Origin of the sequence: Bradyrhizobium sp. SZCCHNRI1009, assembly GCF_032487575.1 — a bacterium.
In the GTDB taxonomy this organism is placed as follows: Bacteria; Pseudomonadota; Alphaproteobacteria; order Rhizobiales; family Xanthobacteraceae; genus Bradyrhizobium.
The window spans coordinates 44,664-65,412 of the sequence record NZ_JAUEUL010000019.1 but is presented as its reverse complement, the minus strand read 5'-3'; the positions used below and the strand labels follow the sequence as shown (position 1 = coordinate 65,412).

General features: G+C 66.9%; 20 protein-coding genes. 7 read left to right on the top strand and 13 right to left on the bottom strand.

All coding sequences use genetic code 11. The annotated features are described in order from the left end of the window. Window positions 1-24: 24 nt before the first annotated feature. Both QX010_RS25730 and QX010_RS25725 read right to left on the bottom strand, forming a co-directional pair. Complete coding sequence (locus QX010_RS25730; RefSeq protein WP_316182705.1) at window positions 25-969, bottom strand: GTP-binding protein; 945 nt, start codon at window positions 967-969, stop codon at window positions 25-27. Further along, complete coding sequence (locus QX010_RS25725; RefSeq protein WP_315805012.1) at window positions 966-2,612, bottom strand: amidohydrolase; 1,647 nt, start codon at window positions 2,610-2,612, stop codon at window positions 966-968. The genes QX010_RS25730 and QX010_RS25725 overlap by 4 nt, the downstream gene beginning before the upstream one ends. A gap of 183 nt (window positions 2,613-2,795) precedes the next feature. Between QX010_RS25725 and QX010_RS25720 the strand changes: the two genes are divergently transcribed. Then, a complete protein-coding gene (locus QX010_RS25720) occupies window positions 2,796-4,337 on the top strand; it encodes a PLP-dependent aminotransferase family protein (RefSeq protein ID WP_316182703.1) in 1,542 nt (513 codons plus the stop codon). Between the two features lie 4 nt (window positions 4,338-4,341). Here QX010_RS25720 and QX010_RS25715 read toward each other — a convergent pair whose 3' ends face one another. Beyond that, entirely contained in the window at window positions 4,342-5,160 is an 819-nt protein-coding gene (locus QX010_RS25715; protein ID WP_316182701.1) for a sulfite exporter TauE/SafE family protein, read from the bottom strand. A gap of 181 nt (window positions 5,161-5,341) precedes the next feature. On the opposite strand from QX010_RS25715, the gene QX010_RS25710 reads away from it, so the two are divergent. After that, window positions 5,342-5,755 carry a nuclear transport factor 2 family protein gene (locus tag QX010_RS25710; protein WP_315805015.1) on the top strand — a complete coding sequence of 138 codons (414 nt, stop codon included), beginning with the start codon at window positions 5,342-5,344 and terminating at the stop codon, window positions 5,753-5,755. Beyond that, window positions 5,752-7,140 (top strand): FAD-binding oxidoreductase, encoded by a 1,389-nt coding sequence (locus tag QX010_RS25705; protein WP_316182698.1) that lies wholly within the window; start codon window positions 5,752-5,754, stop codon window positions 7,138-7,140. Before QX010_RS25710 ends, QX010_RS25705 begins: the two co-directional genes overlap by 4 nt. A gap of 58 nt (window positions 7,141-7,198) precedes the next feature. Here the strand turns inward: QX010_RS25705 and QX010_RS25700 are convergent, their stop codons facing one another. The 10 genes from QX010_RS25700 to QX010_RS25655 form a co-directional block, all read right to left on the bottom strand. Beyond that, window positions 7,199-7,831: an urea amidolyase associated protein UAAP2 gene (locus QX010_RS25700; RefSeq protein ID WP_316182696.1), complete on the bottom strand. Its 633-nt coding sequence runs from the start codon at window positions 7,829-7,831 to the stop codon at window positions 7,199-7,201. 9 nt (window positions 7,832-7,840) lie between these two features. Then, window positions 7,841-8,650 (bottom strand): urea amidolyase associated protein UAAP1, encoded by an 810-nt coding sequence (locus QX010_RS25695; RefSeq protein WP_316182694.1) that lies wholly within the window; start codon window positions 8,648-8,650, stop codon window positions 7,841-7,843. Further along, window positions 8,647-9,249, bottom strand: a complete 603-nt coding sequence (locus QX010_RS25690) for an urea carboxylase-associated family protein (protein WP_316182693.1) — start codon at window positions 9,247-9,249, stop codon at window positions 8,647-8,649. Before QX010_RS25690 ends, QX010_RS25695 begins: the two co-directional genes overlap by 4 nt. A gap of 11 nt (window positions 9,250-9,260) precedes the next feature. Beyond that, on the bottom strand, window positions 9,261-9,653 hold the full coding sequence (locus QX010_RS25685) for a RidA family protein (protein ID WP_316182689.1): 393 nt from the start codon (window positions 9,651-9,653) through the stop codon (window positions 9,261-9,263). Between the two features lie 24 nt (window positions 9,654-9,677). Continuing rightward, complete coding sequence (locus QX010_RS25680) at window positions 9,678-10,445, bottom strand: amino acid ABC transporter ATP-binding protein (protein ID WP_316182687.1); 768 nt, start codon at window positions 10,443-10,445, stop codon at window positions 9,678-9,680. 12 nt (window positions 10,446-10,457) lie between these two features. Beyond that, window positions 10,458-11,114: an amino acid ABC transporter permease gene (locus tag QX010_RS25675; RefSeq protein ID WP_316182685.1), complete on the bottom strand. Its 657-nt coding sequence runs from the start codon at window positions 11,112-11,114 to the stop codon at window positions 10,458-10,460. Further along, a complete protein-coding gene (locus QX010_RS25670) occupies window positions 11,111-11,755 on the bottom strand; it encodes an amino acid ABC transporter permease (protein ID WP_316182684.1) in 645 nt (214 codons plus the stop codon). The genes QX010_RS25675 and QX010_RS25670 overlap by 4 nt, the downstream gene beginning before the upstream one ends. Before the next feature lie 136 nt (window positions 11,756-11,891). Continuing rightward, window positions 11,892-12,746 (bottom strand): transporter substrate-binding domain-containing protein, encoded by an 855-nt coding sequence (locus QX010_RS25665; protein ID WP_315805024.1) that lies wholly within the window; start codon window positions 12,744-12,746, stop codon window positions 11,892-11,894. Between the two features lie 25 nt (window positions 12,747-12,771). Next, window positions 12,772-13,605 (bottom strand): nitroreductase family protein, encoded by an 834-nt coding sequence (locus QX010_RS25660; protein ID WP_316182682.1) that lies wholly within the window; start codon window positions 13,603-13,605, stop codon window positions 12,772-12,774. 436 nt (window positions 13,606-14,041) lie between these two features. Beyond that, on the bottom strand, window positions 14,042-14,530 hold the full coding sequence (locus tag QX010_RS25655; RefSeq protein WP_316182680.1) for a MarR family winged helix-turn-helix transcriptional regulator: 489 nt from the start codon (window positions 14,528-14,530) through the stop codon (window positions 14,042-14,044). 174 nt (window positions 14,531-14,704) lie between these two features. On the opposite strand from QX010_RS25655, the gene QX010_RS25650 reads away from it, so the two are divergent. Genes QX010_RS25650 through QX010_RS25635 form a run of 4 tightly spaced genes read left to right on the top strand, consistent with a single transcriptional unit; the run spans window position 14,705 to window position 20,379 of the window. Beyond that, on the top strand, window positions 14,705-15,982 hold the full coding sequence (locus QX010_RS25650; protein WP_316182678.1) for an amidohydrolase/deacetylase family metallohydrolase: 1,278 nt from the start codon (window positions 14,705-14,707) through the stop codon (window positions 15,980-15,982). A 1-nt stretch (window position 15,983) separates the two neighbouring features. Continuing rightward, window positions 15,984-18,356 (top strand): xanthine dehydrogenase family protein molybdopterin-binding subunit, encoded by a 2,373-nt coding sequence (locus tag QX010_RS25645; protein WP_316182676.1) that lies wholly within the window; start codon window positions 15,984-15,986, stop codon window positions 18,354-18,356. Then, window positions 18,353-19,183, top strand: coding sequence for an FAD binding domain-containing protein (locus QX010_RS25640; RefSeq protein ID WP_316182674.1), 831 nt, complete (start codon window positions 18,353-18,355; stop codon window positions 19,181-19,183). The genes QX010_RS25645 and QX010_RS25640 overlap by 4 nt, the downstream gene beginning before the upstream one ends. Beyond that, complete coding sequence (locus tag QX010_RS25635) at window positions 19,180-20,379, top strand: 2Fe-2S iron-sulfur cluster-binding protein (protein ID WP_316182673.1); 1,200 nt, start codon at window positions 19,180-19,182, stop codon at window positions 20,377-20,379. Before QX010_RS25640 ends, QX010_RS25635 begins: the two co-directional genes overlap by 4 nt. The last annotated feature ends 370 nt before the right edge of the window (window positions 20,380-20,749 follow it).

The window sequence follows — 20,749 nt, the reverse complement described above, 5'->3', positions numbered from 1 at the left end:
CCAATGGGCTCTGATGTCATTGCGTCACGCTGCGGTAGACAGGGCATGGTCGAGGATCGCGTCGAGCTCCTGATCCGATGGCAGATCCGCGGTCCCCACGCCGGCGAGCGTGATCGTCTCCGACGCGGTCGCCGGACCATCCTCGGCCGGCGTCAGCGACCAGTTGCGCGACACCAGTTGGAACACCTGCGCGCGGCCGTCGCCGTCGACCCGGCAAATTCCCTTCAGCCGCAGCAATTCGCGCGGCAGGGCGCCCACCGCGGCGGCCAGCCTGTCGCGATTGAAACGTCCGGCCCGCTGATAGGTCCAGCGACGGAAGTCGTTCTCGTGGTCGACCGTCTCCGCGACCAGATCGGCGCGGAAACGCGCCGCCCGCCCCCGCCCGAAGACCGCCTGATGCACAGGCGTCAGGGTCGACAATTGTTCGATCGGCACATTCGGCCGGATGGCGCCGATGGCGGCGCACGCCGCCTTGCGCTGGCTCTCGCTGGCCAGATCGCATCTGCTCAGCAGCACCACGTCGCATTTGGCGAACTGATTGCGGATGGTCTCGCCGATGTGCCGGTCCTCGCACTGCACCGTGATGCGGGTTGCATCGGCCAGCACGACGACGCCGTCGAGCTGCAGCGACGGCTCGACCAGCGCGATCTCCGCGATGCGCCAGGGATCGCCGACGCCGCTGGCCTCGATCACCACGCGATCGAAGCGCCCGATATCGTCGAGCAGCCGCGCCAGCGTATCGAGAAAGCCCGTCCCGATGCTGCAGCAGACGCAGCCATTGGTGAGCGACATCGTCGTGCCGTCGTGGCTGCGGATCAGCGCGGCATCAACATTGATCTCGCCGAAATCGTTCACCAGCACGGCGCAGCGCTCGGTGCTAGCCGACAGCAGACGGTTGAGCAGCGTCGTCTTTCCGGCGCCGAGAAAGCCGCCGATCACGGTGAACGGAATGGACGCGGATGCCGTCATGCGCGCGGCGCTTCCTTGACGATGCCGCCGACGACAGTGCCCCAGACCGCAACGTCCTTCAATGTCTCCGGCGTAACCGTCAATGGATCCTGCTCCAGGACCGCGAAGTCCGCGTACTTGCCGGTCTCGATACTGCCGATGAGATGATCGAGCTTGAGCGTGTAGGCTGCGCCGATCGTGATGGCACTCAGCGCCTGCTCCACGCTCAGCGCCTCGGTCTCGGCACCGAGCTTGCGGCCCGACGAGGAGACGCGGTTCACGGCGCACCACGCGGTGAACAGCGGCGACAGCGGTGTGACCGGCGCATCTGAGTGGATCGAGTAGGGAACGCCGATCCGCTGTGCCGTGCCTGTCGCATCGAGGCGGTTCGCCCGCTCTGGTCCCATCGTCAGCTCGTAGTGGGAATCGCCCCAGTAGAAGACGTGATTGGCAAACAGGTTGACGCAAAGACCGAGCGCCTTCATGCGGCGGAACTGCGCGGCGTCGGCCATCTGGCAGTGCTGCAGCGTGTGACGATGATCCAGCCGCGGGTGAGCGGTCTGCGCCTTTTCCACGGCGTCCAGCGCAAGCTCGGTCGCCTCGTCGCCATTGGTGTGGATGTGAAGCTGGATGCCGGCCTTGTGGTAGAGCTCGACCAGGCGCGGCAGCTCCTCCGGCGCGATGTACCAGAGGCCGTTCGGCGCGCCGTTGTGATATCCAGGCCACCGTAGGCGGGCCGTGAAGCCCTGGATCGACCCGTCGACGACCAGCTTGACAATGCCGTAATGCAGCTTGTCGTTGCCGGACTCGCGCAGCGCCGCGATCTTTTCGATGGCCTTGTCCGGAGGATGCGTGGCCGAGGCCAGCGCCGGTACCAGGCGCACACCGAACTCCGCCTGCTGCGTCGCGGAGCGATAAAGGTCCAACGTGTTGTCGGTGAGATCGTTGTGCAGATCGGTGATCGTGGTGACGCCCTGCACGCAGGCCGATGACGCGTAGCGCTGCACGTCGGACATGGTCAGCAGCTCCGACAGCGGATTGCCCACCAAGCGGAACGCCCGCAGCCGGGCTGCGATACCCTGCAGTTCGCCGCTGGCCAGACCGCCGGCTCCGGCGACGACACCGGAGATGTCGGTGGCATGCAGAAGCTGCGTGCGCTCCAGCACCAGCGTGTTGACCACACTGATATGGAAGCTGGCGTGGATCACCATGATCGGCCGCGTCGTCGAGACCCGGTCCAGTGCTTCGCGCGTCAGCTTCTCACCACCGATATGCAGCGGATCGAAACCCCATGCGAACAGCGTTGCGTTCGGATCAGCCATGCCGGCTTCGGCCTCGCGGAGGCGTGCTACGATCGCATCGATGTTGGGAACGCCGGCGACCGCCCTGCCCTCCGGCGAGCGCCGTTCGAAGGCCCCGACATAGGGCAGCGACCACATCATGCCTTCCATGATGTGGCTGTGGCCCTCGACGAACCCAGGTAACAGCACCTTGTCGCGGAAGCGCGTGTCGATCCGACCATCAGGAGCGAATTGCGCGATCTCCGCTTCACTGCCAACGGCAACGATCCGCCCCTCCCGCACCGCAACGTGCGTCGCAAACGGGCGTGACGGATTCATCGTCACGATCCTGCGGGCCGCGTAGACGACGGTATCTGAGCTCACCGCGAACTCCCTCAACTTCCCAAGCCGTTGTCGAAACCTGCGGTGTCGGATGGGTCCAGGCCAGCGCCAGATGCCATGCACAAATGGAGCCAGCCCATGCGAGCCACGCCCGCAATCATTCCGCTATGGCGCGGTTTTTGCTTTAGTTTGAGCGCCTCACGGCTTTCAGGACCAAATACCTCGATGGCAAAATTCGCGCCCCTGCGGCGATCCCAAGCGACCGGACCGGCTGTTCCGATCCATGACGTGCTGTTCTGGATCTCGCTGTTCGACGGCCTGGACCGCGGCGGCACCTTCCTGCAGCTTCAGATCCGGCAGATGATCGTGACCGCGATCGAGGACGGCCGTCTGCCGCTCGGCGTCCGCATGCCGTCGAGCCGCGATCTCGCAGCCCTCCTGAAGGTATCGCGCAACACCATCGTCATCGCCTATGAGCAGCTGGTCGACCAGAACTTCCTGGTGTCGCGCGAGCGCAGCGGCTACTTCGTGGCCGGCCTGCCCAAGCACATCGGCGAAGCCCGGCAGCCTGCGACGGAGGTCTACAGCCGGCGCTGGACCGAGCGGTTCGCGCTGCAGCCGTCGGCGCTTCGCAATATCGTCAAGCCGCTCGACTGGCAGACCTATCCGTATCCCTTCATCTTCGGGCAGTTCGACCCGAGCCTGTTTCCGACCAACGACTGGCGCGAGAGCGCGCGCGCGGCGCTCAGCGTCCCCGAGATCAACAACTGGGCGCGCGACATGATCGACGGCGACGATCCGGCGCTGATCGAACAATTGCAGCGGCAGGTGCTGCCGCGCCGCGGCATTCGCGCCCGTGCCGACGAGATCATGCTCACGATCGGAGCACAGCACGCCCTCTATTTGATTGCGAAGCTGTTCCTGCAGCCCGACACCCCGATCGGCATCGAAGATCCCGGCTATCCCGACGCACGCAACATCTTCGGCATGATGACGTCGCAGGTTGTGCCGCTTCGGCTGGACGATCAGGGCCTGGTCCCTGACGAGGCGTTCGCGCGCTGCGCGCTGGCCTATGTCACGGCGAGCCACCAATGCCCGACCACGACCGCGATGTCGCGGGCGCGGCGCGAGGAGATTCTCCAGGTCGCTCGCGAGCGCGACATCGTCCTGATCGAGGATGATTATGAAAGCGATCTGATGCCGGAGGGCAGCAGCCTGCCGCCGCTGATGAGCCTGGACCGCGACCAGAGCGTGCTCTACGTCGGCAGCCTGTCGAAGGCCTTGGCCCCCGGCCTGCGGCTCGGCTACGTCGTGGCGCCTGCGCCCGTCATCCGCGAGTTGCGCGCGTTGCGCCGGCTGATGCTGCGCCATCCGCCGCTGAACAACCAGCGCGTCGCGGCCTTGTTCATCGGTCTCGGGCACTACCGCTCCCATCTGCAGCAGGTCGGCCGCGTGCTGCTCGAACGCGCCACCCTGCTCGACGCGCTGTTGCCGCAGGCGCTGCCGGGCTGCACCTGGTCGCGCGGCCCGGGCAGCACCAGCTACTGGATCACCTGCCCTGCGGGAACGGATACGATCAAGCTGTCAGAGGTCGCACGCGCCGAAGGCGTGGTCATCGAGCCCGGCGACGTGTTCTCGATCAACCCGGAGGCGACGCGCAACTGCTTCCGTCTCGGCTTCTCCTCGATCCGCACGGACCGGATCGCGCCGGGAATTGCCAAGCTGGGCCAGATCTTCACGCGGTACATGTCGTCGCAAACGACCTGAGCGGCTACAGCAGGTCGCTCAGCCCCTTGAGCGCACTACCGAGTGCGACCACCGCGAGACTTGCGATCGACACCCGACGACGCAGCGTGTCGCTGCCGCGATGAAAGCCGAGATCGCCGAGCCAGGTGCCGACCAGCATCACAGGAATGCCGAGCGCGGTCAGGACCGCAATGTGCAGGTCCAGGAGATCGAACCAGGCGAGGCTGGCGGTCGCAACGATAGAGGAGACCAGGAAGAACACCATCATCGACGCGCGGGCGGCAGCCCGGTCGAATGCGCCCGCGTTGTAATAGACGATCACAGGTGGCCCGGGCATGCCTGCAAGGCCGTTGAACAGACCGGCGGCGAGGCCGACCAGCGCCGTGATCCAGCGCGCTGGCGCCGCCGTCAGCCGAAACCCCGCATTGAGCAGCACGACCGCGCCGACGGTGATCAGCGCGATGACAACGCGTGCCACTGAGGCGGATACCAGACTCAGGACCAGCACACCGGTCGGTGAGCCGATCAGGCCTCCGAGAGTCAGCCAGCGCAGAGACGACCAGTCGCAGACCCGCGAGGCGCGCGGCAGATCGCCGAGCCCGATCAGAAGCTGTAGACAGACTGCAACCGGCACCGATTGCGTCGGCGGCATGAACAGGCCGAGCAGCGGCACGGCCGTCAGCGCAAAACCGAAGCCCGTGAAGCCGCGCACGAGCGCCGCGGCAAAGATCGACAGCGCCGCAGCGAGCACCAGGGCCGGGCTCGGCAGCGATGTGGCGGCGATGTCATGGACCGCGACGGCCAGTTCCTGCAGGGCCATCGTCAGCGTGGGGCGTGAGAGCACAAAGGCGGCATCATCCGGCCAGTCAGCAACTCCGCCATGGTGATGAAAGGGCCAGCCGGCGCCCCACCATCGGGCCAGTTCTGGCCGCAGAGGTCGCGCGCTCTGGTTCTAGGGCCTCCAGCCGATCGCGTGGCACATGCGAGCCAAGCTCCAGCCGCGGCGCGATGCGCAAGGACATGACATGGCCGATCTCGAAACCGTCCGCAGCGAACTGCTCGATAATCTGTTCGCCGCCTTCAACCGGCACGATGGCGCAGGCGTGATGGCCTGCATGACCGACGACATCGTGTTCGACGCGGCCGCAGGGCCCGACAGCTGCGGCCGTCGCATCAGCGGCGCAGCCGATGTGCGCGCCGCGTTCGAAGCGACCTGGGGCGGCATGCCCGACGTCAGCTGGGAGTGCACGCGCCATACGGTGTTCGGCGATCGGGCCCTGTCCGAATGGATCTTCCGTGGAACTGCACCGGACGGCCGGCGCATCGAGGTGCAGGGCTGCGACCTGTTCGGCTTCCGCGGCGACAAAATCTGTACGAAGAGCGCCTTCCGCAAGGACCGCCCGCCGCAGCCGGCCACGAGCGCGAGTGCCGCGCGATGAACATGCATGCTTTGCCCACGGCTGCGTATGATCCCCATTACGACCCGCTGGTCGCCGACGGCCCGGGTCGCAACCGCGACTACGCTCCGACCTACTGGATCGCAACGGCTGGCACCCCTCCGGAGAGCGACGGTCCGATCACGACCGACACGACGGCCGATGTCGCCATCATCGGCTCGGGCTATACCGGTCTTGCCTGCGCGATCTTCCTGGCGCGCGAGCACGGCATCAAGGCGATCGTGCTCGAGGCCAACCGCGTGGCCTGGGGCTGCAGCACGCGCAATGGCGGCCAGGCACAGAATGCCTCGGGCCGCCTGACGCGCTCGCAATGGATCCGGCGCTGGGGCCTCGACGTCGCCAAGCGCATGCATGCCGAGGTGTCCGAAGGGTTCGAGGCCTTCGAGGAGCTGGTGCGATCGAGCCCTGTCGATGTCGAGCCGCAGCGCGGTGGGCACCTCTACGTCGCTCACCGCCAGCGCAATCTCGACAAGATCGCGGCGGAGTCGAAGGTGCTGAATGACGTGTTCGGCTACGCCTCGCGCGTCATCTCGCGCGAGGAATTGGCAAGCGACTTCGTCAACGAGGCCGAGGCCGTCGGCGCGGTGCACGAGCCGCTCGGAACCGGCGTGCATCCGGCCAAGCTCGCCTTCGGCTATTTGCAGATGGCGCGCGCGCTCGGCGTGCGGGTTCATACCGCAAGCCCCGTGACACGCATCGAGCAGTCCAACGGCAGATTCGTTCTGCATACGCCCGGCGGCGCCGTCAGCGTGAACGGCGTCGGCATCGCCACGGGGGCCTATACGTCGCTCGGGCTGACGCCGGAATTGTCGGGCCGCTGCATGCCGATCCTGTCGAATTCATTGGTGACGCGGCCACTCTCCGCGGCCGAGCTTGCTGCGACCGGCTTCAAGACGCGGCAGGTGATCACGGACACGCGCACCTTGCGCTTCTACTACCGGCTGCTGCCGGACGACCGGGTTCAGATCGGCAGCCGAAGCGCCATCACCGGCGCCGATGCCACGCATGACCGGCACCTCCAGCTCCTGATCGACGGCCTGCACCGCAAGTTTCCCGCACTCACGGGCATCGAGATCGATTACTCCTGGTGGGGCTGGGTCGATGTCAGCCACGACATGATGCCGCGCATCGTGCGTCCCGATCCCAAGGCGAAGCTGGTCTATGCGCTCGGCTATGGCGGCAACGGCGTATCCTATTCGGCGCAGGCTGGCCGCCGCATGGCGCAGATGCTGGCGGGCCAATCGTTCAAGGGACAGGACCTGCCGATCTTCACCTCGCCGCTGCCGACGCATCCCTTCGCGCCGTTCCGACGCATCGGCCAGCGCCTGCTCTATCGCTGGTATCACCTGCGCGACGAAGCAAGTTGAGCCTCTCAAGCTTGATGCAACATCGATCAAGCGAGCTTGCGAGCAGAATTGACAGCTTTCATGGCACAGAGGCCTGCCTGATCTCCACGCGGATTGGTGTCGGATCGAAACCGTTGCAGGGATTGTTGACCTGCGGACAATTCGAGATCACGAACAACACGTCCATCTCCGCAGTGACGTCGACGTAGTTGCCGGCCGCCGAGGGGCCGTCCAGCACGGTGAAATTGCCGTTTGGGTCGATCGGCACGTTCATGAAGAAGTTCAGGTTGGAGACGATGTCGCGCTTGGTCAGGCCGTAGCGCGACAGCTCCAGGATGAAGTTCTCCCGACAGGCGTGCAGGTAGCGGGTCGCCTCGCCGAAGCGGACGGCATTGCTCTCGCACGAACAGCAGCCCGCCGAGGTGTCATGGCGGCCGCAGGTGTCGGCGGTGATCCGCGCCATCACCCGGCCGCGGTTGGAGATCAGCCGCGTCCCGAGCTCGAGATAGGCCGAGCCCTGGACGCGCAACGTGTCCTGCGCGCTGTAGCGCTCGGCGGTGTCATCGGCGGCATACATCAGCGCGTCCACCGCCTGCTCGCCCTCGCTGTCGATGATGCGCAGCGTCTGGCCCTTGTTCAGCACCCGTGACCAGGGCTGCTCGGCGGGAATGTCGAAGACATAGACGATGCGGTCCGGATCGGTCGGCGACATGAGCGCTCCTCAGGCGAACAGCTGATCGGTGAAGGCGTAGGCGCGCGACGCTTCCGCTGACGCCGTGCGGCAGACGTCATCGGCCGCGGGCGGCGGCAGCCGATGCCGGATCAGGGTGATCGGCGCGCTCGCCACCGGCCGTGCCGGATCGAGCGGATGGGCGCAGTTGGAGACCGCGACGATCAGGTTCATCTCGGCGCGCAGATCGACGAAATCGCCGGGTCGCTTGCGCGCGGCGTGCCAGACGAACCGCCCGGTCACGTCCGTCGTCACGGGCGCAAAGAAGGTCACGCAGGGCGGGATGTCGCGCACGCCCAGTCCGATCTTGGCAGCGGCGGAGATGAAGTTCGCCTGCGTGTTGCGCGTCACCTCGCCATAGGCCGCGAGCGTCGAGTCCGCGGTCGAGCCGCCGACCAGAAGATCGTGCGCACCTGAGGTATCCTCGATCACCGACAGCAGCACCCGTCCCATGTCCGACAGGATCATCCGGCCCTTCGACAGCGCTGCGCTCCATTGTACCTTCACGGTGTCGGCGCAGTTGATCCGTTCGCTCGGATCCTCGGCGCGCCATGCCAGCAGCGATACGCTCGAGCGCCCCTGATCATCGATGATGCGCAACGCCTCGCCGCGCGACAGCCGCACCGTCGTGTGCCAGCCGGACGGCACCTGCTCGCTCCGGACGATTGCGTCGTCCGCGATCGGCGCGCCATCGAGCGCCGTCGGCGGCGGCAGTTGCTTCAGCTCTTGCCCAGCCGCACGCAGCTCCTCATAGCGGCGGCGGTTGGCGGCGGCACGCTCCGCCATGCTCTCTGCGCTCATGCTGATGTCACCGTGAAATGCGCCTCGACCGGCTGCCCCGCCTTGCCGTTGATCGGCAGGATGTCCTGCGGACAGGCCGAGAACGCGATCACCAGGTCCATCTCCGCGCGCAAGCGCACATGGCCGCCAGGAACGGGGCGCGGCGGCGCGGCAAAGCCGAGCGTGCCCTCGGCATCCCACGGAATGTTCATGAACAGGTTGAGCGGGCTCGGCACCTCCGGCGGCGTCAAGCCAAGCTCCGCCATGCCGGCAAACAGATTGTCGGTGCAATTGTCGTGGTGGCCCTCGTGTCCGAGGAACGCGTAGCGATGGCGGTCGCAGGCCGCGATCAGCGTGTCGTGGATGCCGCCCGAGGTGTCCTCGACCAAGGTCAGGATCGGCCGGCGCATATTGGTCCGGAGCACGTCGCCCGGCCGCGGCACCAGATGCAGCGAATGTGCCCGCGTGTGCTCGTTCGACATGAACTCAGACAGGTCGGCGCGGTTGAAGGCCCAGGTGTCGACCACCTGCTCGCCGTGGGTGTTGATCACGGTGATGACCTGCCCCGCCCCGACAAAGGCCGCCTTGCCGCGCCGCGCGGGAATTTCGATCAGCTCCATTGCACTCTCCATCACGGCTTGTAGGCGACCAGGTCGATCTCGACGATGCCGCCGCGCGCGAGGTCGCAGACCCCGATCGTGGTGCGGCCCGGCCGGTGCGCATCGTCGAAATGACTCGAGAAGATCGCGTTCATCGGCGCGTAGTCGCGCTTGAAATCGGTCAGGTAGATGCGGGCGAACACGACGTTCGAGAAGTTCATGCCGCAGCCCTTCAGCACCCGCGCGAGATTGTCCATCACCTTGCAGGTCTGCGCCTCGATACCGTCGGGAAGCGGCAGCGAATCGTCATCGGGATCGGTCGCCAGCTGGCCGGTGACGAACAGGAACGGGCCTGCCTGCACCGCATGGCTGTAGGGCGTGACCGGCTTCGGCGCGTCGGGAAGCAGATGATAGATCGGATCCATGGCGTGTCCTCGCTGTTCTCTTGGCTATCCGGCGGCGTAGCGCTGAATGAACTGGCGCGCGCGCTCGGTGTCCGGGTTGACGAAGAAGCGCTCCGGCGGCCCGGTCTCGACGACGCGGCCGCGATCGAGAAACAGGATGCGGGTGGCGGCGTCGCGGGCAAAACCCATCTCGTGGGTCACGATCACCATCGTGCGCCCTTCGCGCGCGAGCTCGCGCATCACCACCAGCACCTCGCCGACCAGCTCCGGATCGAGCGCACTGGTCGGCTCGTCGAACAAGAGAACATCCGGCTTCATCGCCAGCGCCCGCGCAATTCCGACGCGCTGCTTCTGGCCGCCGGACAGCCGCGCCGGGAACACATCGCATTTGTCGGAGAGCCCGACCTTGGCGAGCAGCGCCATCGCCTCCTCGCGCACCTCGGCCACGGGGCGCTTCTGCACCTGCACCGGCGCCTCCATGAGATTCTGAAGGACGGTCAAATGCGGCCACAGCGCGAAATGCTGAAACACCATGCCGATCCGCGTGCGAACTCGCGACAGCTCGCGATCGGACATCACGACACCGCCATTGTTGATGCCGATGCGGTCGCCATTGAGATAGATCTGTCCGGCGTCGGGCCGCTCCAGCCAGTTGATGCAACGAAGCAGGGTCGACTTGCCGGAACCGGACGGGCCGAGCACGCAGACCGTCTCGCCACGCGTCACCGTGAAGCTGATGTCGGAGAGCACCTCCAATTCGCCAAAGCGCTTGGAGATGCCGGCGACGTCGAGCACGGCCATGTCGTCGGTCATCCCAGGTTCCTTTCAGCGCCGCGCCGCCGCCAGCCGGTCGATGCCGCTGACGGCGGCTTCGATCACCAGGCAGAGGCCCCAATAGAGGACCACGGCGGTGATGAAGGCGGCGAACGGCACGTAGTGGCGCGACTGGATCGAGCTTGCGGCATGCGTCAGCTCGGGCAACGCAATGATGGTGAGAAAGGCGCTGTCCTTGACGATCTGGATCATCTGGTTGCCGATGACGGGCCCAGCCGCGAGCAGCAGCGGCGGCAGGATGATGCGGCGGAACAATCGCGCCCCGGAGAAGCCGAAGGCGACACCGGCCTCGAGCGGCTCGCGCGGCTGTGCCGCCCAGGCGCCACGCAGGATCTCAGCCAGGTAAGCGGCGTGATAGACGGTCAGCGCCACCAGTCCCGAGCTCCAGTTGTCGAGCCGGATGCCGAACGAGGGCAAGCCATAGTAGACGATATAAGCGAACAGCAGGAACGGCACGCAGCGCATGCCGTCGACGAACACGCGCACGGTGAGCGCCAGCCAGCGCCGCTGCGACATCAGCGCCGGCGTCAGCACGAACGCGATCACGAGGCCTGCGATGGCCGACAGCACCGACAGGATCGTGGTATTGCCGAGCCCGCTCAGCAGCAGATCCCGCTCGCTCCAGACGATGGCGAAATCCCGGATCATGCCGCCTCGCTTGCGCGCTGGCGCTTCTCGATGAAGCGCTGCAGGGAGACGAGCGCGAACACGATCGGCGCATACATCGCGATCGCCACCAGGAACGGCGGCAGCGGCTCATAGGTCTCGGCACCGATGCGCACCGCCGCGCGGGTGATGTCGACGACGCCGACGACCGCAAGCACCGGCGTCACCTTGATCAGCAACGACATCTCGTTGACCAGGCCAGGGAGACTGACCCGCACGATCTGCGGCAGCACGATGCGGCGGAAGCGCAGGCTCGCATGCATGCCCACGGACTGCGCCGCCTCGTACTGCTCCTTGGGAAAATTCATCAGGGCGGCGCGCCAGACCTCGCAGTTGAACGCCGAGGTATTCATCACCAGCGCCAGGATCGCCGCCGACACCGGCCCGATTGCGATCCCGATATTGGGCAGCGCGAAGAACAACAGCAGCAGCAGGGTGACGAGCGGCGTCGCGCGCAGGACCGAGACGTAGACGGCCACGATCCGTGCGATCACCGGCACGTCGGCCCAGCGCAACAGCGCGAGACCCAATCCGATGGGAAGCCCGATCACGATGCCGACGAAGGACAGCGTCACCGTGACCACGGCGCCCTGCAGGATGGCCAGGACGTCGGCCGCGCTCATGACCATCCATCCGCAGCGCCGCGCGGCGGCCGGCGCCCTGCACCGGCCGACCGCGCCCGCTGGAGGACCACGCGACCGTCAAGCGGACGGGCGCGCAGCGATCGCCACCCGCACATGAATTGCCCTCGCCGCGCCGTCAGAATTCCGGCTCGAACGTGACCGGCAGATCAGGGAAGGCTTCGCCGAACCACTTCTTCTGCAACTCGGCGAAGCGCCCGTTTTCCTTCTCCTTGGCGATGAAGCCGTTCAGGAATTCCACCAGCTCAGTATTGCCTTTCGCGACCGCCCAGGCCGGATACGACTTGCCGGAGACGGGCTGGCCGACCGCGAACACGTTGGGCTTCTCGGCGACCAGCGCCTTGATGTTGATGATCGTGTTGACGACGTAGTCGACGCGGCCGAGCGCGAGATCCTGATAGGCTTCCGGATAGGAGGTGTATTCGACCACCTTGCCGAGCTTGCCGCCCTCCTTCTCCAGCATCGCCTGGAGCTCGGGCAGCCGCCCCAGCAGCGCGCTGCCGGCCTGAACGCCGACCGTCTTGCCGCTGAGATCCTTGATCGCGTTGATGCTCTTGTCGTCCTTGCGCTTGACGTAATAATGCGTCGCGTCGGCGATCGGGCTGGTGAAGTCGAGCGACTTCTTGCGTTCCTTGGTGATGATCGCCGCGGTGATGGCGACGTCGTATTTGCCGGTGGAGACGCCGGCCAGGATGCCGGTCCAGGGCAGGATCTGCTGCTTGATCTCGAACGGCGCATATTTGCGCAGATCCTCGATCAATTCGTTGTCGAAGCCGGTCGGCTTGCCGTCCTTGACGAACTCGAAGGGCCGGAAGTCGTCCTCGGTGGCAACGATGAGGCCCCGCTTCTTGATCTCGTCCATGCTGCCGGCCTTGGCGGTGAACGCGGCCGGCAGCGTCAGCGCGGCCGCCAGCAGGGCCAGCGCGACGCGCCGCGACGGCGCCGACAGGCGGAGAAACGAAGGCTTGGTCATCTCACATCTCCTCATATGAAACTGATCAGTCGAAGCTGAAGCCGTGCGCGCGCAGATAGGGTGGGAAGGCCGCGCCCTCCGCCTTGGCGGCCTGCCGCGCCTTGTCCTCGGACCAGCCGTAGAACTCGGCCTCGCCAAACTCGGCATTGCCGCGCTGCTGCTCTTTCGGAATGGCATGCCGCGCATGACGCCGGCGGTCGTAATCGTCGAGCGCGGCGGGCAGAGCATCGTCGCCGTAGCGGTCGACATGCGTGGTGATGCTGCGCGGCAGCCGCAGGCTGACATGGCCCTCCACAGCGGGATAACCGAGACACAACCCGGCGACCGGAAACACCATGTCGGGTAGTTCCAGCACCTTGGCGACCGTGTCGATCTCGTTGCGGATGACGCTGATCGGACAGGTTCCGAGACCGGCCGACTCAGCGCACAGGATCATCGTCTGCAGCGCCAGCGCGGCGTCGACCGAGGCGTTGAAAAAGCCCTCCAGGGTCCCGTTCTTGACGGGCTTGGCACGCAGTTCGCCGATCCGCTGCAGCCGCCGCGCATCGCCCAGAAACACGAAGAACGCCGGCGACACTCCGATCCAGGGCATGCTCGGAAACAGTCTGCCGATCGCCGCCCGCTTCTCCGCGTCACGCACGCGCATGATCGAGGCCTGCTGGAAATCCGACTTGGCCGAGGCGCTCAGCGCGCAGGCGACGAGCAGATCGAGCAGCCCCTCTTCCGGCATCCGGTCGCTATAGCGGCGCACCGTCTTGCGGGACAGCACGCCGTGCAAAAATGCGCTGGACTCGGCGTCGCCGCCGTCGGGCCCGCCATCTCCGAAGCGTGTCGCAATGACATCAGCATGCTCCGGCATTAGGGTGCTCCCGTCGCGTCATGCGCAACGCACCACGGCGCACGAACGCTCTTGGCCCGAGCAATGATCGGCGGGTTGCGCCGCGGCAGACATCGCATCGCTTACTCCACGCCGCGACATCGATGTCGCCGCCCCGGATTCATTTCGCCGCGGCTTACGCGCAGCTGTCGTCGGTCATGTCAGCAAGGGACATGCCAGAAGCCGCCCTGCCACGCGCAGCGCAACGTCTGCGCATCGGCGTCCACGATGGCGTCAGCGGAAATTGGGCTGGCAGATGCGCCGTTTGCGGACAAAACGCCGCAGCGCGAAAATGCGGAGCATGCTTCGTAGTTGGCGCAACGAACGCCATGGCCGGATACCGCGCTCCGATGACGCGCTGCTTTTCGGGCAGCACCATGCCCATTATCTAATCGGAGCTCATCGCCATCGGTTGCCGTCAGTCGGGCGACCTCGTCGCATCGAGCCTTTGCTCCTGTGCCTTGACGATCGTCTGCATCATGGCAATGAACCGCTTCTGATCGACCTTGGTCAGATCCGCGACCGTCGCGAGATGCGCCGCCCGCGCCGGCCGCTCGATCTTGCGCAGCAATGCGAGGCCGGAACTGGTCAGGCGGCAGGTGCGCGACCGCCGGTCGTGCGGCCCGACGCTGCGATCGATCAAGCCGCGCGCCTGCAGCCGCTTCAGCGCGCCGGTCGTGGTGGTCCGGTCGAGGGCGATGTCCTGTGCCAGCGCCGTCTGGTCCGCCGTCCCGCGTTTCGCCAGCGCCGTCAACAGGCTGTACTGTAACGGCGTGATCTCATAGGCGGCGCATTTCTCCTGGAATAGCGCGACGTGGATCTGGTGCAGCCGCCTAATCAGATAGCCTGGACGTCCCTCGAGCGGCCAAGATGATCCATCGGCTTTCGGCTTGTTCCTTCCGGCCATCGAACGACTCCCCGCATAAGCACTCATCACACTGCATCAATTTCAAGCTGTCTATGGCACGGATCTTGATGTAATGCGAAGCATGCTTCGTAATTGGCCGGCGGATCGTCCGCGCCGGCTCGTCGAGGAAGGTTTTGACCGGGACAGACATCCCGCCCGGAAAGGAGACCTTGCATGTCCGTGAGCGCCTCGTTCGACCTGCTGCTGCGCGGCGGCCGCGTCATTGACCCCGCTTCCGGCATCGATGGCTTGAGAGACGTCGCCATCCGCAACGGCCGCATCGCGGCCGTCCAATCCGACATTCTGCCGACCAGCGCCAAGGACGTCATCGATGTCAGCGGCCAGCTCGTGCTTCCGGGACTGATCGACACCCACGCCCATGTCTATCAATACGTCACCGGCCGCTTCGGCATGAACGCGGACATGGTCGGCGTGCAGTCGGGCGTCACCAGCCTGATCGACCAGGGCGGCCCGTCCTGCATGACCCTGCCCGGCTTCCGTCACTTCGTCGCAGATCAGGCGCAATCGCGCGTCTATGCCTTCCTGTCGGCCTATCTGGTCGGCGGCCTCGAGGGCCACTACTATCCCGATCTCTACCGGCCGGATTGCGTCGACATCGATGCGACGGTGAAATCGGCGGTCGCCAACCGTGACCTCGTTCGCGGCATCAAGGCGCATGCCGAGATCGGCGGCTTCGCGCGCTGGGGCATCCGTGTCATCGAGATGGCGGCCGAGATCGGCCGCCGCGCCGAGCTTCCCGTTTACGTCCATTTCGGCCAACTGTGGGGACTGCCCGCAAGCGGCACCAATGGCGAGGATGTCGACACCATCCTGGAGCGCGTGATCCCGCTGCTGCGTCCGGGCGACGTGCTGGCGCATCCGTTCACCCGGCATCCCGGCGGCTTCGTCAACACCAAGGGCGAGGTGCATCCGGTGATCCAGGCCGCGCTCGATCGCGGGCTCAAGGTCGACGTCGGCCATGGCAGCCATTTCTCCTACCGCCTGGCACGCAAGGCGATCGACGCCGGCATCGTGCCGCATACGCTCGGCGCCGACATCCACGGCTACAACACCCATGTGCCGGCGCCCGCGGGCACCCCGGACGAGCATGCCGACGACGAGAACCATCCATTCGCGGGCCAAGCCAAGTTCAGCCTCGTGCAGGCGATGAGCTCGATGGTCGCGCTTGGCCTGACCTTGGAGCAGGTCGTGCCGATGGTGACGTCGAACCCCGCCGCCATGCTCGGCCTGTCCGATCAGATCGGCGCGCTGCGTCCAGGCATGGAGGCTGATGTGAGCGTGCTCCGCGAGCAGCAGGGCCGTTTCGTGCTGCGCGACAACGAGAAGACCGAGGTGATCGCCGAGAAGCTGCTGCAGCCGGTGTGCTGCCTGCGCGCCGGCGTCCGGCACGACGCCACGGCGCCGATCCTGCCCGCAGCGGTCGCGGCCTGACGTGACGGACGCGGCCTCGACCGCCTCGGATGCCCGCGCGCCGCGCGGTGTCGGCGCGCGCTTGCCGCGCAAGGAGGACGATCGTTTTCTGCGCGGCCGCGGTCAGTACGTCGCCGACATCAGGCTGCCGGGACTGAAGGACGTCGCCTTCGTGCGCAGCCCGATCGCGCACGCCAGGATCAAGGCGATCCACGTTCCCGCTAATTACCGCGACGTCGTGTTCACGGCCGATGACCTCACTGGCATCAACCCGATCCGCGCGGTCTCCGGCCTGCCCGGCTTCAAGATCTCCGAGCAGCCGGTGCTGGCGACCGGCAAGGTGCGCCATGTCGGCGAGCTTGTGGCGATGTGCGTCGCCCGCAGCCGCGCCGAAGCGGAGGACATCGCCGCGGCGGTCGAGCTCGACCTGGAACCGCTGCCGGCGGTGCACGACATGCGCCTGGCGCGCGAGGCTGGCAGCGCGCTGGTGCACGAGCACTGGGGCGACAACGTCTTCCTGGAAACCAACTTCGAGGTCGACATATCAGCCGCGCTTGACGCGCCGATCAAGGTGACGCGCGAGATCACGACCGCACGCCAGTGCATGGCGCCGCTGGAGGGCCGCGGTGTCGTCGCGACGTTCGATTACCGGCTCGATCAGCTTACGCTGCACACCGGCTCGCAGATGCCGCACATCGTGCGCAACGGTCTGTCCGACTGCCTCGGCATCGAACAGGGCCGCATCCGCATCATCGCGCCTGACATCGGCGGCGGCTTTGGCCACAAGGGCATCCTGCTGCCCGAGGAGGTCTGCCTCAGCTGGCTCGCCATGCACAGGGGCTGGACGGTGCGCTGGCTCGAGGACCGGCGCGAGCATCTGAGCGCCAGCGCGAATTGCCGCGAGCACGCCTATCGCATCACCGTCTACGCCGATCGCGACGGCCGGCTGCGCGGCATCGACTGCGTGGCCACGGTCGATTCCGGCGCCTATTCGTCCTATCCGTTTTCGGCCTGCCTCGAAGCGGCGCAGATCGCGAGCATCCTGCCAGGGCCGTATCGGATGCCGGCCTATCGCTGCCGGACCTACTCGGTCGCGACCAACAAATGCCCGATCCTGCCGTATCGCGGCGTCGCCCGCACCGGCGTCTGCTTCGCCCTCGAGCTGCTGCTCGACGCCGTCGCGACCGAGGCCGGGCTCGAACCCGGCGAGGTCCGGCTGCGCAATCTGGTGCAGCCGCAGGACATGCCGTTCGACAACATCACCAACAAGCATTTCGACAGCGGCGACTATCCCGGCGCGCTGCAGCGGGCGCTGACGGCGGTCGATGTCCCCGCCGTGCGCGCACGACAGCAGCGCGGCGAGCCGGACGGCCGGCTGATCGGCACCGGCGCGTCGATCTATTGCGAGCAGGCCGCGCATGGCACCTCGGTCTATGCCGGGTGGGGCATCCCGATGGTGCCCGGCCATGAGCAGGCCACCGCGCGGCTGACGCCCGACGGCGGACTCGAGCTGCGTGTCGGCGTCCACTCCCACGGCCAGGGACTGGAGACGACGCTCGCCCAGGTCGCGCACGAGATCCTCGGCGTCGATCCCGACAAGATCCGCGTCGTGCTTGGCGACACCGCGATGACGCCCTACTCCACCGGCACCTGGGGCTCGCGGTCGATGGTGATGGCCGGCGGCGCCGTGGGCACGGCCTGCGCGCAACTCGTCGCGCGCGCCACGCGCATCGGCGCCAAGCTGCTGCAGCTCGCGCCCGAGGCGGTCACGTGGCGCGAGGGCCAGGCCTGCGGGCCGAACGGCAGCGTCAGCCTCGCCGAGATCGCTCACACCTGGTACCGCCGGCCGCAGGACCTGCCCAACGACGTCGATCCGGCGGGCCTTGAGGCGACCGGCGGCTACAAGCCGGTGCGTGACAGCGGCACCTTCTCCTACGCGGCGCATGCCGTGACGGTCGCCGTCGATCCGGATCTCGGCGAGGTCGAGCTGCTCGACTACGTCGTCGTCGAGGACGGCGGCGTCCTCGTCAATCCGATGATCGTCGACGGCCAGATTCTCGGCGGCCTCGCCCAGGGCATCGGCACCGCGCTGTACGAGGAGATGCCGTTCGACGATGCCGCGCAGCCGCTGGCGACAACCTTGGCCGATTACCTGCTGCCGGGTCCGACCGAAGTCCCGGAGCCGCGCCTGTTCCACATGGAGACGCCGTCGCCCTACACGATGTTCGGCGTCAAGGGCATCGGCGAAGGCGGCGCGATCGCGCCGCCGGCGGCAATCGCCAACGCCGTCAACGACGCGCTGCGGCCGCTTGGTGCTGAAATGATGCAGTCGCCGCTGTCGCCGCGCCGGATCGTCGCGGCGGTGCTGGCAGCGAAACAGGCGAGCTCGCCGTGAAGGCCGCCTCCTTCAACTACGCGCGTCCCCAGAGCGTCAGCGACGCGGTCGGCCTGCTCGCGAAGGCCGAGGACGGCACACGGATCATGGCCGGCGGACAGTCGCTCGGTCCAATGCTCAATCTGCGTCTCGTGCAGCCGCCGCTCATCATCGACATCGCCGGCCTTGCCGAGCTTCGTTCGGTCGAGCGCGATGGCGATGCGCTCGTGATCGGCGCCTGCGTCACCCATGCCGACATCGAGGACGGCCGCCTCCCCGACGTGACCCATGGCATCTTGCCGCGGATCGCCCGTGGCATCGCCTATCGCGCCGTGCGCAATCGCGGCACCATCGGCGGCTCGCTAGGTCATGCCGACCCGGCCGCCGACTGGGTGACGACGCTCACGGCCCTCGGCGCCAGCGTGCAACTGACAGGCGCGCCGGGACGGCGTGACCTCGCCGTGACGGAGTTCATCCAGGGCGTGCTGCAGACGGCGCTGCGTCCCGGCGAGCTGGTCACCGCGATCCGCCTGCCCTCGCTGTCACCCACGGCACGCTTCGGCTACGCCAAGGCCTGTCGCAAGCCTGGAGAATTCGCCCATGCAATGGCCGCCGTGCTGATCGAGCCCGACACCGCCCGCAGCCGCATCGTCATCGGCGCCATCGACACGACACCGATCATCATCGACGATTCATCCCTGTTCGGCGGCGCGACCAGCCATCTCACCCCGCAGTTCGATCGCGCCCTCGCCGACCGCCGGCTCATCCAGGCCGGCGTGGCCGATCCGGCCGCCCGGCACATCCATGTCAGCGTGCTCGCGCGGGCGATCGCGGAGGCGGCCGCGTGAACAAGATCCAGCTCACCGTCAACGGCAGCGCGATCGAGCCAACGGTCGAACCTCGCACCCATCTCGCCGACGTCCTCCGTGATCAGCTTGACCTGACCGGGACGCATCTCGGCTGCGAGCACGGTGTCTGTGGCGCCTGCACGCTGTTGCTCGACGGCGCTCCGGCCCGTTCCTGCATCACGCTCGCCGTGGCCTGCGCTGGCGCTGCCGTGACGACGATCGAAGGCCTGGACGAGGATGAGATCGCCGCCGAGCTGCGCGTGGCTTTCACGCGCGAGCATGCCCTGCAATGCGGCTACTGCACGCCCGGCATGATCATGTCGGCGCGCGACCTCGTGCTGCGCCTCGATCACGCCGACGAGCACGCCATCCGTGTCGGCCTGAGCGGCAATCTCTGCCGCTGCACCGGCTACGCCGGGATCGTGCGCGCTGTCAGCGCTGTGATCGCGGCACGACGGCAGCGGGGCATCGCGGCCGTGATCGGCGCAGGTCGGACATCGCTCGGCCCGGTGGGATCGCAGCCCGGCGCCATCGCGGCCGCGGCCTCGCCAGCACGGCCAGCGGCGACGGGCATCAAGCGCTCCGGCGACCTGGCCCTCGGTTCGCTCGATCCTTCCGAGGTCATGCCCGCCAAGAGCTTCGATGCGTCGTTCACGGTGAACGCCGCGCCAGAGCAGGTCTTTGCTCTGTTCGGTCAGCCCAAGACCCTCGCCGCATGCTTTCCCGGCGCCACCATCACGGATCTCCCTGCGCCCGATCGCATCGAAGGCGCGATCAGTGTCGCCATCGGCCCGCTGTCGGCCGTCTTCCGCGGTTCTGCGCGCATCGATCGCAATGCGGCGGATTTGTCGGGCCGGCTCATCGGCACGGGACGTGACCGGCGGAGCCGCACCTCGACCTCCGGACAGATCAGCTGGCGCATGCTTCCGATCGACGAAGGACGGGCCACCCGCGTCGCGCTCGCGATCGGCTACAGCCTCTCCGGCCCGCTGGCGCAGATCGCGCGCGACGGGCTGGTGCGCGATCTGGCGTCGCGCATCACGACGACGTTCGCGCAGAACTGCGACCGGCATCTCAACGGCACCGCGGGCCCGACGGAGACACCAGAGCCGCAGCGCCTCAACGCGCTTGCCCTGCTGCTGGACGTCGCACGCAAACGCCTCACCGGCTTGGCCCAGCGCCTGCGCGGGCCATGAGACCGCCGCGCACCGGCGAACCAGCTCTCGCTCACGGCCGGCTGTGACATCGGCGCTGAAAACCCGCGCGCGCCTCGTCCTGGCACCTGTCTCCACGTTTCAAACAACGGGCATGCCCCGGCTTTCTCGCGGCGAGATTCGCCCGAGCTTTGCCATCAATCGACCTCTTCGTCCGAAGAAGAGGCGCAGGGAAGACCGGGTATCGGCTGATACCCGCGGTCCGCGTGCAGCAAAAAGCACGCGGCAGAACCACAGGTTCAGCCCAATATCCGGCCTTCCCTGCGCGACGGTTTGACGGGTTATAGGCGCTCTCCCCGGGGATCGGCTGTCTTGCCCCCGTCGCCGGCGGATCATCATCACCACCGGCTTG

Excerpts from the sequence above, each read along its gene's own strand:
- QX010_RS25730 (WP_316182705.1), bottom strand. The coding sequence starts at position 969 with ATGACGGCATCCGCGTCCATTCCGTTCACCGTGATCGGCGGCTTTCTC.
- QX010_RS25720 (WP_316182703.1), top strand. The coding sequence starts at position 2,796 with ATGGCAAAATTCGCGCCCCTGCGGCGATCCCAAGCGACCGGACCGGCT.
- QX010_RS25710 (WP_315805015.1), top strand. The coding sequence starts at position 5,342 with ATGGCCGATCTCGAAACCGTCCGCAGCGAACTGCTCGATAATCTGTTC.
- QX010_RS25705 (WP_316182698.1), top strand. The coding sequence starts at position 5,752 with ATGAACATGCATGCTTTGCCCACGGCTGCGTATGATCCCCATTACGAC.
- QX010_RS25700 (WP_316182696.1), bottom strand. The coding sequence starts at position 7,831 with ATGTCGCCGACCGATCCGGACCGCATCGTCTATGTCTTCGACATTCCC.
- QX010_RS25695 (WP_316182694.1), bottom strand. The coding sequence starts at position 8,650 with ATGAGCGCAGAGAGCATGGCGGAGCGTGCCGCCGCCAACCGCCGCCGC.
- QX010_RS25690 (WP_316182693.1), bottom strand. The coding sequence starts at position 9,249 with ATGGAGCTGATCGAAATTCCCGCGCGGCGCGGCAAGGCGGCCTTTGTC.
- QX010_RS25685 (WP_316182689.1), bottom strand. The coding sequence starts at position 9,653 with ATGGATCCGATCTATCATCTGCTTCCCGACGCGCCGAAGCCGGTCACG.
- QX010_RS25680 (WP_316182687.1), bottom strand. The coding sequence starts at position 10,445 with ATGACCGACGACATGGCCGTGCTCGACGTCGCCGGCATCTCCAAGCGC.
- QX010_RS25675 (WP_316182685.1), bottom strand. The coding sequence starts at position 11,114 with ATGATCCGGGATTTCGCCATCGTCTGGAGCGAGCGGGATCTGCTGCTG.
- QX010_RS25670 (WP_316182684.1), bottom strand. The coding sequence starts at position 11,755 with ATGAGCGCGGCCGACGTCCTGGCCATCCTGCAGGGCGCCGTGGTCACG.
- QX010_RS25665 (WP_315805024.1), bottom strand. The coding sequence starts at position 12,746 with ATGACCAAGCCTTCGTTTCTCCGCCTGTCGGCGCCGTCGCGGCGCGTC.
- QX010_RS25660 (WP_316182682.1), bottom strand. The coding sequence starts at position 13,605 with ATGCCGGAGCATGCTGATGTCATTGCGACACGCTTCGGAGATGGCGGG.
- QX010_RS25655 (WP_316182680.1), bottom strand. The coding sequence starts at position 14,530 with ATGGCCGGAAGGAACAAGCCGAAAGCCGATGGATCATCTTGGCCGCTC.
- QX010_RS25650 (WP_316182678.1), top strand. The coding sequence starts at position 14,705 with ATGTCCGTGAGCGCCTCGTTCGACCTGCTGCTGCGCGGCGGCCGCGTC.